Origin of the sequence: Nocardia cyriacigeorgica, assembly GCF_029868385.1 — a bacterium.
Taxonomy (GTDB): Bacteria; Actinomycetota; Actinomycetes; order Mycobacteriales; family Mycobacteriaceae; genus Nocardia; species Nocardia cyriacigeorgica_F.
In genome coordinates this window covers 1-12,297 of record NZ_JARWNX010000062.1, presented here as the reverse complement: position 1 = coordinate 12,297, position 12,297 = coordinate 1, and the positions used below count along the sequence as shown (strand labels likewise).

The following is a 12,297-nucleotide window of genomic DNA, read 5'->3' as shown; positions in this document are numbered from 1 at the left end:
GGCTGCTCTGCTGCGGGAGCCGCACGGCTGACCACACGAAAAATCGGATGACTTGACCTCGAGTGTGGTTTAGCTTGTTTGCTGTTCTATGAGCCCGAAGCGGCTCGGCGCCCCCGGTGACCAATCGGGAACGGTATCGCCGAGGCCCACCGGCGCTCGACCGATGAATCGATCGGACGACCCCCGTCTGATCTGATGTGGCACCGCGCCGGGTCGACGACCTGCCCTCGGCGCCACTCCACTCTGCTCACGATCACCGGAGGTACCCCGAGATGTCCATCGCGCTATCCGACCGCAGGCCGGGCGAACAGCGGACACCGACGGTGATCCGACTGCTCGTGCTCGCGACCTTCGTGGTGATTCTGAACGAGACCATCATGATCAACGCGATACCGCGGCTGATGACCGATCTGCACATCACCGAACGCTCGGCGCAATGGGTGTCCACCGCGTTCATGCTCACCATGGCGGCGGTCATCCCGGTCACCGGCTGGTTCCTGCAACGGGTCACCACCCGGCGGGCCTATGCGATCGCGATGGGCGTGTTCCTCGTGGGCACGGCGCTCTCGGCGGTGGCGCCCTCGTTCGCGGTGCTGCTGATCGGCCGCGTCATCCAGGCAGGCGGCACCGCGGTGATGATGCCGCTGCTGATGACCACGCTGATGACGGTGGTGCCCGAACGCGACCGCGGCCGCGTCATGGGCAATGTCACCCTGGCCATTTCGGTCGCCCCTGCCATGGGTCCGGTGCTGTCCGGCCTGGTCTTGCAGATCGGCTCGTGGCGTTGGCTGTTCGTGCTCGTCCTGCCGATCGCCGGACTGGTCACTTGGCTGGGTCTGCGGCGGTTGGAGAACGTGGGCGAGCCGGAAGCCGGTGCCATCGACTGGTCGAGTGTCGCGTTCGCGGCGCTCGGATTCGGCAGCCTGGTCTACGGTCTGAGCCGCTTCGAAACCGGTAGCGTCACCACCCCGGCGCTGATCGTCGCGGCCGGTGTCGTGTTGATCGCTGTGTTCGCGTGGCGGCAGCTGCGGCTCCAGCGCACCGGCACCCCGCTGCTGGATCTGCGCATCCTGCTGTCCGGTACCTACACCAAATCGCTGATCTTCATGTCCATCGCGTTCCTGGCGATGCTCGGATCGATGATCCTGCTGCCGCTCTACCTCCAGAATCTGCGCGAGCTGAGCCCGTTGAGCACCGGCCTGCTCGTCATGCCCGGTGGTATGGCGATGGGACTGCTCGGGCCGACGATCGGCCGCCTGTTCGACCGGTTCGGTGGGCGGATGCTGGTGATCCCGGCGGCAGTGGGCATCACGATCTCGTTGGCCGGATTCACCCGAATCTCGATGAGCACCCCGTACTGGCAGCTGCTCGGCCTGCACATTCTGCTCATGGTGTCGCTGGCCGCGGCCTTCACCCCGGTCTTCACCCTCGGCCTCGGCGCGCTCCCGCAGCAGCTGTACTCGCACGGCAGTTCCATGCTCGGCACCTTGCAGCAGGTCGCGGCGGCGCTGGGCACCGCGCTCGTGGTGACCGTGATGTCCACGCGCAGCACCTCGTTGATCGACGAAGGCGTCGATGCGACAACCGCTCATCTCGACGGTATGCGGCTGGCCTTCGGTGTCTCGGCGGTCCTGGCGGCGATCATCATCGTGGTGGCGGTGCTGCTGCCCAACCGCTCCAGTGGATCCGATGAATCGCACAACGCGGACGAGCCGGAACCCGAACTGGTCAAGTGCTGACCGATCGGCCCCGATCGCACGCCCTGTCACGCTGAAATCCGGCGCGACAGGGCGTGCCCGGTTTCGGGACCGGGTCCGCACGATCCGTGCACCCCGAACGCGGGTCGGGTGTTTCCCGGATTCGCGGACGGTGACCCGAGCGACCGCTAAAATAGAACACGTTCTTATTCTGGGATGTGGCCCGGCCGGGTGCCGCTCACCACCGGCACGTCCCGCACACCCTTCGATGTTCTGCTCTACGGTGCACTGCTGGTGCTGCTCACGCTGACATTCCTGTTCACCGGCATCGATATGATCGTCGCCGCGAAGATCGTCTTCGTCGTCATCTGGATGGGTGCGGCGATCTCCAAGTTGAACCAGCACTTCCCGTTCGTCGTCTCGACGATGATGTCCAATAATCCGATCCTGCGGCCCAAGGTCGTCAAGCGGATGTTCTTCGAACGCTTCCCCGATGACCTCCGACCGGGCCGCCCCTCCCGGATCCTGGCCCACGGCGGCACCGCCGTGGAGATGTGTGTTCCGCTGGTGCTGTTCTTCAGCCACGGCGGCTGGCCGACGGCCATCGCCGCCACCGTGATGATCTGCTTCCATCTGACGATCCTGGCGGCGATCCCGATGGGCGTACCACTGGAATGGAACGTCTTCATGATCTTCGGCGTGCTGACCCTGTTCGTCGGTCACGCCGATTTCGGCCTGGTCCAGTCGAATTCGCCGGTCGCGCTCGGTGTGCTGTTCGCCGTGCTCGCTGGCATCGTGATCCTCGGCAACCTGTTCCCGGCCAAGATCTCGTTCCTACCCGGTATGCGGTACTACGCCGGGAACTGGGACACCACCCTGTGGTGCCTCACGCCCTCGGCCGAGGCGAAGATCCGGGCGGGCATCATCGCGGTCGTCGCCATGCCCGCGGCCCAACCCATCCATACCCGAACCCAGCGCTACCGGCTGGTCGACGCCGCGACCGGCGAATTCGAAAGCGGCACGGTGCGCGTCGACGATATGGTCACCCGGCAACCATGGGACGATGACCTGCCGGTGTATCCCGCCCCACGGTGAGCGCGGCCGTCGCCCGCGGTATCCGGACGGTCAGCTGAAGGCCTGTTCCAGCCCGTCGAACCAGGCGGACTCCTCCACCAGCCGGGTGCTGCGCCAGCCGTCGTCGGTGCGGACCAGTTCGTGGTTGTACCAGCCGCCGCAGAAGAACTGTTTGCCCGTCGAGACGATCATGGGGTTGAAGAACATCGCGCGCACCGTGGCTCTGTCGCCGTCCAGGGCGACATCGATATTGGAGACGAAATGCTGAGTGCGGGAGAACAATTCGAGCGCCACCGACAGCTGCGTCACCACCGTGTCCACATCACCGACCGGGCCGCCCGCCGTGGTGTAGTCGATATGGGCGTCCGGGGTGAACACGCTGCGATACAGCGGCCAGTCCTTGGTGTCGACGGCATGGGCGTAGCGGGTGAGCAGATCGCCGATGGCGATCCGGTCCGCGATCGTTTCGAGGTCCATGCCTCGATATAAGCGCATGCGGCCGCCACGGTGGGGTCGAATCCGGTAGCCGCTCGCCGGACCTAAGCGGCGCAGAACTCGTTGCCCTCCGGGTCGAGCATGACCCACCAGTGCCCGGCGGGACCACGGTCGAATTCGCGCACACGGGTCGCGCCGAGGGCCTCCAGCCGCGCCACCAAGCTCTCGAGCCCGCCTGGTTCGCTGTGCACATCGATGTGCAGCCGGTTCTTGACGGATTTGTCCTCGGGGACGTCTTGGAAGAGCAGGCGCCGGCCGCTGCCGACCCCGCTGACCGGGTCGAACGGATCATCGGGGTGCCGGATCCCGGCATAACCGCGGAAGATCTTGCGTCCGCGATGCTCGAGCACCGCTTCGTCGGGGAGCTGACCTGCGGTGAGCAGATGGTCGATGAGCGCACTGGGATCTTCGACCTCGTACTCCAGGGCCGCGGCCCAGAAATCGGCGAGCGTCGCCGCATCGCGGCTGTCGATGACGAGCTTCCAGTTCAGAGCCATATACGGTTCCTACCACCTGCCGCCGACAGCCGTGGCGCGCTCGGTCCGGCCACATCGACGCTCAGACGTCGATGACCTGGGTACCGGCCAGCTTGTCGTGCCAGCCCTGTTTGGTCGGACTCGAACTGATCGTGGTGGCGATGGCGATCGCCGCGATGAACCACAGGACCGGGCCGATACAGGGAATCAGGTTGAGCAGCATGTAGGCATTGCGGACCGCGGAGTCCTTGACGCTCGGTTTCGGTGCGCCACCCGATCCGTTGACGTGCAGCCCGAGCAGCTTCTTGCCCGGCGTGGACCCGGTAGCCACCTCGAAGCCGAGGAAGTACAGGAAGCCGAAACCGGCGCCGGGCAGGATGGACACCCAATCGGGGGTGTCCCAGGCCTTGTTCAGCAGCCAGAAGAAGATCGCGCCGACGATCGCCGCGAGGATCCAGTCGACGAACCGCGCTGCGGCGCGTTTGCCGAGACCGCCGGGTGTGAATTCCGCGGCCGATCCGAATCGGGGGTCGTATCCACCTGCGCTCACCATGGTTGCTCCTCCTGAAAGTGGTCCCACATGTCCGGAGTGCCGCACCGCCCATCGGGTGGCCGAACCAACGATCTCATAATCGGGCGAGATCGGGGCCGTCATCGGCCGAACATGTCGGTAGTGTTGTCATCGAGGGCGAAAACGCCTGGCCGACTTCTGGACACCCGGACGCGTTCCGGTGCGTGCCGGGCCATGGTGCCGGTGGGGCGTTTCGTCGGGGCGAATTGCTGAGTGATCGCCAGGCCGCTCGAGTCGCGTAGGATCGAATCGTGTGATGCCGACGAAGCCGGTCGGCGCGATCGGTCGGTTCCCCTGTGATGTGACGATTATCCGGTCGTGGCGATCGAAGGGATTCGACACCCGCCCGACGTCACGGCGAATTTGCTGAAATGTGGCTACAGTGGCAGTCGTAGCCGCACCGCGGCCAGGGGTGGGGATCGGTCATCCCGTGGGGTAGTGGCACGTCATCGGCGGGAATGTGTAAAAGCTGTTGTCCTACTTGGCTATTCGTATGAAGTCTCGGTCCGTGGCTGCGGCGGGGCAGGTGTGTGGTGGAGTCGAATGGAGGGATGTGATGATGCAGATGCGCTCACGGTCGGCGGTACTGGATTTCGTCGACGAAGTGACGGTTCGATATGGCTCGTTGGAAGCGTTCTTCACCCAATTGCGAGCCGATCTCGACGATGAACCGACAGTGGTGCTGCCGGTACTCACCGATATCCCCACCGAACCGACCGGGTGGTCGGCGGTGAAACCGCCGGAGCCATCCAGCGATATCGCGACACCGGAACCGCAGCGCATCACCGACACAACCGAGGCGGCGGCGGACCCCGCAGACAAGGGCCGCAAGGGCGCCGCCACGCTCTGGGGACGACTACTGCGGCGAAAGTAGCGGCCAGGACCGATCCATCGAAGTATCGGCGACGAATGTCGTAGCGGGTTCGTGCCGTCGAGGCGCGGACGACATCGTTCGGTACTCGTGGAGGCAACACATGTTCGGCTCGCGCGGCGTCGCATCGACCGCTGCCATGATCGCGATACTGTCCGGCATCGGCGGCCAGACCGGGTCCGGCCCGGCTGCCGCCGACTACGGCGGGCTACTGGCCATCGACGACGTCGGCTTCCTACACGCCCCCGACAGCACCGACGACAGCGCCGGACACCTCGCCGTCACCGTCACCTACAGCTGCGCCGACGGTGAAGCCGACACCCTGCACGTCTACGCCTATGAAGGCGCACAGTCACCGAGTAGGCGCCCCAGCAGCCCGCCGCACGGCCCCGGCTACGCCTACGACATCATCTGCGACACGATCTCCCGCCGGAAAACCGTCGTGATCGACGCCAGCGAATACGAATCGGGCAGTGGCTCCGGCTATTTCACCAACGGGGCGCAAGGCAGGGTCACCGCCGAGTTGCGGCGCGGCACCACCACGACCAGACACGCGACCGGCCGCTTCGAATGGCGCGACGCGACAGCGGGCTATTGAGCCCCGAACGCGGAGGTCGTTAGGCTGAGGACGCACAGCGGGCAGGCCGGGCGTCACCGGCCTGCCGGACACCTTTCGGCGATACCAACAAACCCATCAGCCGCCCGAAGGGAGAACCGGCGATGCCGAGCGCACAACCGCATGTCCGGACCCGGCGCATCTACGACGATCCAGCACCCGACGACGGCACCAGGGTCCTCGTCGACCGGCTCTGGCCGCGCGGTATGAGCAAGGAACGCGCGCACCTCGACGAATGGTGCAAACAGATCGCACCCTCCACCGAACTGCGGAAATGGTACGACCACGATCCGGCCCGCTTCGACGAATTCCGTCGCCGCTACCGAACCGAACTGGCCGACGCCGAACGGGCGACCCAACTGGACCACCTGCGCGAACTCGCCGATCGCGGAACGCTCACCCTGCTCACCGCGACCAAAGACATCGAGATCAGCGAAGCCGCAGTCCTGGCCGACCTCATCGGTGGAACATGAGCGAAGGGCCGTCCATCGACGACCCTTCGCCTACTTGGTGAGCGGCGGCGACGTTCCTACCGGGATTCGGCGACGAGTTCGGCGCAGCGCTCACCGACGAGCATGACGGTGATATTCGGATTCACCGTCGTGTGCTCGGGAAACACCGACGCGTCGGCCACCCGCAACCCCTCGACACCCTTCACCCGCAACCGCGGATCCAACGGGCTCATCGGATCGTCGGCCGCGCCCATGCGCACCGTCCCGGCCGGATGATAGACGGTGTTGTGGGTGCGTCGGATGTAATCGGCCAGCTCCACATCCGACACCGTGTCCGGCCCCGGATACAGCTCACGAGCCACCCACCCCGCCAGCGGCGCGGCCGAAGCGATCTCGCGCGCCTTGCGCAGGCCCGCGATCATCACCCGCAGATCGTGCCCCTCGGGGTCGGTGAAATACCGCGGATCGACGCGCGGCTTATCGCGGAAATCGCGTGACCGCAACCGCACCGTGCCACGCGAACGGGCATGGGTGACATTCGGCGTGAGGCAGAAGGTGTTCTCGGCGGTCGGATACCCCTGCCGCAGCGTATGCATATCGAACGGCACGCTGCCGTAATGCATCATCAGATCCGGGCGGTCCAACCCTTCCACGGTGGGAGTGAAGATGCCCGCCTCCCACCACTGCGTCGAACTGCGCACCATCGGCCGCGTCGTCTCGAAACCGATCACGCCTTCCGGATGGTCCTGGAGATGCGCGCCGACGCCGGGGGAGTCCACCAGCACGTCGATACCGTTCTCGCGCAGGTGATCCGCGGGTCCGATCCCCGACAGCATGAGCAGCTTCGGTGAATCGATCGCACCGGCGGAGACGATGACCTCGCGCCGCGCCGAGATGCGGGTGGTGCGACCGAAGGCGTTATCGGTGATGTCCACACCGACGGCTCGTCCGCCGTCGATCACGATCTTCTTCACCCACGACCCGGTCCGGACGGTCAGATTCGGCCGATCCAGGTTCGGATGCAGATAACTCACCGACGACGACGCGCGGACGCCATCGGGACGACAGTTGATCTGAAAGAAATTGGCGCCGTTGACCACCGTATGCCCGGAATTGAACTCCGCGCGCGGAATACCGACCGCCTCGCAGGCATCGAGCACCGCCACCCCGCACGGATCGTTCGGCGGCACCGTCATGATGTGCACCGGGCCGCTGCGCCCGTGATGATCGCCCGGCGCGTCATTGGTCTCGATCCGCGGGTAGAGCCGATACACCGACTCCGATCCCCACCCGGCGCAACCGTGGTCGCGCTCCCACGAATCCAGATCCTCGCGCGGCGCCCAGAAGGCGATACAGCTGTTGTGCGAGGAGCATCCGCCCAGCACCTTCGCGCGAGCGTGCCGCATGAACGAATTGCCGTTCTCCTGCGGTTCGATGGGATAGTCCCAGTCGTAGCCGGATTCGAGCAGTTCCATCCAGCGGTCCAACCGCAGGATCGCCTCGTCGCCGACATCACTCGGCCCGGCTTCGAGCAGGCAGACCGTGACCGACGAATCCTCGGAGAGCCTGGCCGCGACCGCGGCCCCGGCGGACCCGCCACCGACGACCAGGTAATCGTATTCGCTCACTTGTGCTCCTTCCGGTCGGCGAACCAGCCGGTGACGCCCGGCCGGAGGTTCTCGTAGACATGCTTGGCCTCGCGATATTCGTGCAGACCGGACGGCCCCAGTTCGCGGCCGATCCCGGAGCGGCCGAACCCACCCCATTCCGCCTGCGGCAGATACGGACCGAAATCGTTGACCCATACGGTGCCGTGTCGCAGCCGGGCGGCGATGCGGCGGGCCCGCGCGGCATCCGAGGACCACACCGCACCGGCGAGACCGTAATCGGTGTCGTTGGCGATGGCGACGGCCTCCTCCTCGGTGCGGAACGTCTCCACGGTGACCGTCGGGCCGAAGGCTTCATCGTGCACGCAGGCCATGTCACGGGTGGCGCGGTCGATGACGGTCGGTAGATAGAAGTAGCCGTTGTCGAGGTTGCCCGACCCCTGATCACCGGTGGCGAACGCGCCACCGGTGCGGATGAGGGCGCCCTCGGCGTGCGCTTGTTCCACGTAGGCGTGCACTTTGTCGCGATGGGCGGCGGAAATGAGCGGCCCGGTCTCGGTGCCCGGCTCGAAGGGTAATCCGAGCCGGATCTGTTCGGCGCGGCGCACAAGCTCGTCGACGAAACGGTCGTGCGCGCTCTCCTCGATGACCAGCCGAGCACCGGCCGAACAGACCTGGCCCGAATGCAGGAACGCCGCGTTGAGGGCGTTGTCGACGGCGGCGGCCAGCCGTTTCTCGGTATCGCAGGCATCGGCGAAGATCACATTCGGGTTCTTGCCGCCGAGTTCGAGGGCCACCTTCTTCACCGTCGCCGCCGCCTCACGGGCGATCACCCGGCCTGTGACCAGACCGCCGGTGAAGGATACGAGATCGACATCCGGATGGGCGGACAGCGGCGCACCGGCCGTGGTGCCCGCGCCGAGCACCAGATTGGCCACGCCCGGCGGCACACCGAGTTCGTGCAGCACCGACAGCAGCAGGATCGAGGTGTGCGGTGTCAGCTCGGCGGGTTTGAGCACGAAGGTGTTGCCCGCGGCCAAGGCGGGTGCGACCTTCCATGCCACCTGGAGCAGCGGATAGTTCCACGGTGTGATCAGCCCGCACACCCCGACCGGCTCGTAGACGATCCGGGAATCGACGTCGGGGGAGCCCGCGTCGACCACACGCCCGGCGTCCTCGGCGGCCAGTTTGCCGAAATAGCGGAAGCAGTTCGCGATATCGGACATATCGATATCGGACTCGTAGGGACGTTTACCGGTGTCGAGGGTTTCGGCGCGCACGAATTCCTCGCGCCGGGCATCGATCACCTCGGCGACCTTCAGCAGCAGATCGCCACGTTCGGCGGCCGAGGTCTGCCGCCACGGGCCGTCGTCGAAGGCGCGGCGGGCGGCGGCGATGGCGGCCTCGGTATCGGCCGCACCCGCCTCGGCCACCACACCGACGAGGGAATTATCTGCTGGACAACGTATTTCGCGAGTCTCCCCGGAGGCGGCGGCGGTCCAGGCGCCGTCGATGTAGAGGGTGTCACTCATGCGGTGGTTCTCCCTTCCGGATCGCTGTCGGTGTCGGCGCCGCCGGGATTCGGCTCGTGATGATCGGTCGCCGAGCGCCGCAGATGCAGATAGCCGAGGTGGCGTTCGTACTGGTCGAGAATGTCGCCGATGATCTGTTCGCGGGTGTAGCCGTTGAGCGAATAGCCCTGTGAGCCCTCCGCGAGATACACCTCGCAGCGGAAGTACCGGTCGTCGGAACGTTGTGCGAGCACCGCGTAGGTGGGTGTCGGCGCCGAGACCGGCCAGACGCAGTACTCGAACCGTGGTTCGTTGGCTTGATCCACCACCAGCCGCGAGGTGGGCATGCCCTCGTTGCGGGCCGATTCGTCGACGGTGGCCGAGACCCCGGCGCGGGTGAATTCGGCACAGACCTCCGCCATCGCCGGACTCACCGAATTGGTCATGAACCTGCGTGTCGCCGCCGGTCCCGGATAGCTGATGGTGGCGAGCAGGCGTCGCCGCCAACTGCCGAGATCGGAGGGTCCGCGTCCCGCCGCGATGGCATTCGGCAGCGAGGTGCGGTAGCTGTCGAGCTTGTAGGACTCGTTGCGCACCGAACGCAACAGTGCGATCCCGATGAGCGCCAGCACGAACGAGAACGGCAGCCCCATGATGATGGTGGCGTTCTGGAGCGTCGTGATGGAACCACCGACACCCGCGAACAGCATCGACAACGTGAGCAGACCGATCGCGACCGACCAGAAGATGCGCGTGCTGCGCGCGCAATCGGCCATCGGATTGGGCAGGCGCGAGGTGAAATTGCCCATCACAAGGGCGCCCGAATCGGCGCTGGTCGTATAGAACAGCAGACCGGTGATGGTCGCGATACCGAGCAGCAGCGGCGCGGCCGGATACTGCTCGAGCAGCGAGTAGAAACCGACCTCGGCGCGCTCGGCCGTGGTCTGCGCGAATTCGGGATCCTCGCGGGCGAGGTCGAGTGCGCTGTTGCCGAAGATCGAGATCCACAACAGGATGAAGCTGAACGGCACCACCAGCACCCCGAAGACGAACTGGCGCAGGGTGCGGCCACGGGAGATGCGCGCGAGGAACAAGCCGACGAACGGCGCCCACGCCACCCACCAGGCCCAGAAGAACAACGTCCAGGCATCGAGCCAGGCGGTCGGTTCATTGCCGGTCTCGGGATTGCGTTCCCAGGCGAAGGTGTTCAGGGTTCGGTCCAGGAAGGTCGCTGCGTAATCACCGGCGTTCTGCGTGAGCGCGTTGAGCAGGAAGTCGGTGCGACCCGCGACGAGGATGTAGATCAGCAGGGCGATCGCCATGATGACGTTGAGTTCGGACAACCGCCGGATGCCGCGATCGACGCCGGTGGTCGCCGAGATCGTCGCGACGATCACCGACAGCGCGATCAGCCCGATCTGTGCCGCTTTGCCCTGCGCGATGCCGAACATCTCGTGCAATCCGTAGTTGAGCTGCACGATGCCGATGCCGAGGGAGGTGGCGATGCCGAAAATGGTGCCGAGCACCGCCGCCACGTCGATGGCGTCGCCCCACCGGCCGTGCACTCGATGGCCGAAGATGGGGTAGAGGGCGGCGCGGATGGTGAGCGGCAGGTTGTGCCGGAAAGCGAAGTAGGCCAGGGCCGCACCCATGAGCGCGTACATCGCCCAGCCGCTGACGCCGTAGTGGAAGATCGTCCACGTGGTGGCCGCTCGGGCCGCCTCGTTCGTCTGGGCAGGGCCGTCGGGCGGGTACAGGTAGTTGTAGACCGGTTCGGCGACGGAGAAGAACATCAGGTCGATGCCGATTCCGGCGGCGAAGAGCATCGCGGTCCAGGTGAACAGGCTGTACTCCGGCCGCGATTCCTCCGGTCCGAGCCGGTAGCGACCGTACTTGCTGATACCGAGGAAGGCGACGAGGCCGACGATGCCGGTCGCGAGGATGAAATACCACCAGCCGAACCAGGTGGAGATGAAGGTCTTGACCTCACCGACGACGGTCTCGGCGCTCTCGGGCGCCGCGAGTGCCCACACCGCGAACGCCAGCACGATGCCCGCGGCGACGAGGAAGACGGGTTTGTTGACCGAGCCGCGCCCGGCCTCGGGATGCGACGGGTGGGCAGAGTGGGCGCTCACGCCGACATCGGCCGCCGGGTCGTGCTCGGTGTTGTCGCTGTCCGGTGGATCGCTGACGCCACTCATAGCAAGGACGCTAGTCCGGTGGACGCGAGGTGGAAGGGCTTCCACTGCACGGGAATGATCTGCTGCGCCATCACCCCATCATCGGCCGCGATCCGCGACGATTGCCGCAGACTCGCTGAGAGGGATGCGCCGCATCCCGACACGCCACCTCGCCCGCGCCGAGCAACCACATGAGGCTGCTGATCAGCGGTTCAGGGCCGCCGAGATCATCGGCCAGGAGTTGTGGAGATCCTGTTGCCAGTAGCCCCAGGAGTGGGTGCCGACGGGCCGGAGGTCGAAGTGGGCGGGGATGTTCGAGGCGGTGAGTCGGTCGCGCAGGGCGATGGCGCAGGAATGGGTGATGGCTTCGAGGATTCCGCCGTTGACGAGTTGACCGATGAGAGTGCCGGGGTTGCCGTCGATATGGGGGCCGTGCAATGTGTCGTGTGGGCCGGGGATTCCGGTGCCGGTGCTGACGTAGACGGCGGTGCCGTCGAGACGGTCGGCATGCAGGGCGGGGTCTTTGGCGGTCCATTCTGGTCCGCCCGGCGGCCCCCACATATTGGCGGGATTGCCCGACCAGCGGGCGACCACGGCCGAGACGAAGGCTTGGCCGAGTGGGTCGCTGGTGCTGACGCATCCGCTGTAGGAGGCGATGGCGCGGTAGAAGCCGGGTGCGGATTCGGCGAGTTGAAAGACCGAGGTTCCGGCCATCGAGATGCCGGCGATAGCGTTGGCGCCGGTGCC

General features: G+C 66.0%; 11 protein-coding genes and 1 pseudogene. 5 read left to right on the top strand and 7 right to left on the bottom strand.

Going from position 1 to position 12,297, the window contains the following annotated elements; genetic code table 11:
- Window positions 1-272: 272 nt before the first annotated feature.
- Both QH168_RS22935 and QH168_RS22930 read left to right on the top strand, forming a co-directional pair.
- Complete coding sequence (locus QH168_RS22935) at window positions 273-1,739, top strand: MDR family MFS transporter (RefSeq protein ID WP_280236846.1); 1,467 nt, start codon at window positions 273-275, stop codon at window positions 1,737-1,739.
- A 177-nt stretch (window positions 1,740-1,916) separates the two neighbouring features.
- A pseudogene (locus QH168_RS22930) lies at window positions 1,917-2,792 on the top strand (DUF3556 domain-containing protein); the annotation flags it as partial.
- Between the two features lie 30 nt (window positions 2,793-2,822).
- On the opposite strand, the gene QH168_RS22925 reads toward QH168_RS22930, so the two are convergent.
- The 3 genes from QH168_RS22925 to QH168_RS22915 all read right to left on the bottom strand — a co-directional run bounded on the left by QH168_RS22925 (window position 2,823) and on the right by QH168_RS22915 (window position 4,295).
- Window positions 2,823-3,248: a nuclear transport factor 2 family protein gene (locus QH168_RS22925; protein WP_280236845.1), complete on the bottom strand. Its 426-nt coding sequence runs from the start codon at window positions 3,246-3,248 to the stop codon at window positions 2,823-2,825.
- Between the two features lie 62 nt (window positions 3,249-3,310).
- Window positions 3,311-3,763, bottom strand: a complete 453-nt coding sequence (locus QH168_RS22920; RefSeq protein ID WP_280236844.1) for a VOC family protein — start codon at window positions 3,761-3,763, stop codon at window positions 3,311-3,313.
- Window positions 3,764-3,824: 61 nt separating this feature from the next.
- Window positions 3,825-4,295 carry an RDD family protein gene (locus QH168_RS22915; protein ID WP_280236843.1) on the bottom strand — a complete coding sequence of 157 codons (471 nt, stop codon included), beginning with the start codon at window positions 4,293-4,295 and terminating at the stop codon, window positions 3,825-3,827.
- A gap of 574 nt (window positions 4,296-4,869) precedes the next feature.
- Between QH168_RS22915 and QH168_RS22910 the strand changes: the two genes are divergently transcribed.
- The 3 genes from QH168_RS22910 (at window position 4,870) to QH168_RS22900 (ending at window position 6,273) form a co-directional block, all read left to right on the top strand.
- On the top strand, window positions 4,870-5,187 hold the full coding sequence (locus QH168_RS22910; RefSeq protein WP_280236842.1) for a hypothetical protein: 318 nt from the start codon (window positions 4,870-4,872) through the stop codon (window positions 5,185-5,187).
- 100 nt (window positions 5,188-5,287) lie between these two features.
- Window positions 5,288-5,782 (top strand): hypothetical protein, encoded by a 495-nt coding sequence (locus QH168_RS22905; protein ID WP_280236841.1) that lies wholly within the window; start codon window positions 5,288-5,290, stop codon window positions 5,780-5,782.
- A gap of 122 nt (window positions 5,783-5,904) precedes the next feature.
- Window positions 5,905-6,273, top strand: a complete 369-nt coding sequence (locus QH168_RS22900; RefSeq protein ID WP_280236840.1) for a DUF488 domain-containing protein — start codon at window positions 5,905-5,907, stop codon at window positions 6,271-6,273.
- A 56-nt stretch (window positions 6,274-6,329) separates the two neighbouring features.
- On the opposite strand, the gene QH168_RS22895 is transcribed toward QH168_RS22900, so the two are convergent.
- The 4 genes from QH168_RS22895 to QH168_RS22880 form a co-directional block, all read right to left on the bottom strand.
- On the bottom strand, window positions 6,330-7,880 hold the full coding sequence (locus QH168_RS22895) for a GMC family oxidoreductase (protein WP_280236839.1): 1,551 nt from the start codon (window positions 7,878-7,880) through the stop codon (window positions 6,330-6,332).
- Window positions 7,877-9,391: an aldehyde dehydrogenase family protein gene (locus QH168_RS22890; RefSeq protein ID WP_280236838.1), complete on the bottom strand. Its 1,515-nt coding sequence runs from the start codon at window positions 9,389-9,391 to the stop codon at window positions 7,877-7,879. Before QH168_RS22890 ends, QH168_RS22895 begins: the two co-directional genes overlap by 4 nt.
- A complete protein-coding gene (betT, locus tag QH168_RS22885) occupies window positions 9,388-11,571 on the bottom strand; it encodes a choline BCCT transporter BetT (protein ID WP_280236837.1) in 2,184 nt (727 codons plus the stop codon). Before betT ends, QH168_RS22890 begins: the two co-directional genes overlap by 4 nt.
- A 183-nt stretch (window positions 11,572-11,754) precedes the next feature.
- Window positions 11,755-12,297, bottom strand: a 543-nt coding sequence (locus QH168_RS22880) for an alpha/beta hydrolase (protein ID WP_280236836.1), incomplete at its 5' end; no start/stop codon positions are given.

Bases quoted from the DNA above. Each gene is read 5' to 3' on its own strand.
- QH168_RS22910 (WP_280236842.1), top strand. From the start codon at position 4,870: ATGATGCAGATGCGCTCACGGTCGGCGGTACTGGATTTCGTCGACGAA.
- QH168_RS22915 (WP_280236843.1), bottom strand. From the start codon at position 4,295: ATGGTGAGCGCAGGTGGATACGACCCCCGATTCGGATCGGCCGCGGAA.
- QH168_RS22920 (WP_280236844.1), bottom strand. From the start codon at position 3,763: ATGGCTCTGAACTGGAAGCTCGTCATCGACAGCCGCGATGCGGCGACG.
- QH168_RS22890 (WP_280236838.1), bottom strand. From the start codon at position 9,391: ATGAGTGACACCCTCTACATCGACGGCGCCTGGACCGCCGCCGCCTCC.
- QH168_RS22905 (WP_280236841.1), top strand. From the start codon at position 5,288: ATGTTCGGCTCGCGCGGCGTCGCATCGACCGCTGCCATGATCGCGATA.
- QH168_RS22900 (WP_280236840.1), top strand. From the start codon at position 5,905: ATGCCGAGCGCACAACCGCATGTCCGGACCCGGCGCATCTACGACGAT.
- QH168_RS22925 (WP_280236845.1), bottom strand. From the start codon at position 3,248: ATGGACCTCGAAACGATCGCGGACCGGATCGCCATCGGCGATCTGCTC.
- betT (WP_280236837.1), bottom strand. From the start codon at position 11,571: ATGAGTGGCGTCAGCGATCCACCGGACAGCGACAACACCGAGCACGAC.
- QH168_RS22935 (WP_280236846.1), top strand. From the start codon at position 273: ATGTCCATCGCGCTATCCGACCGCAGGCCGGGCGAACAGCGGACACCG.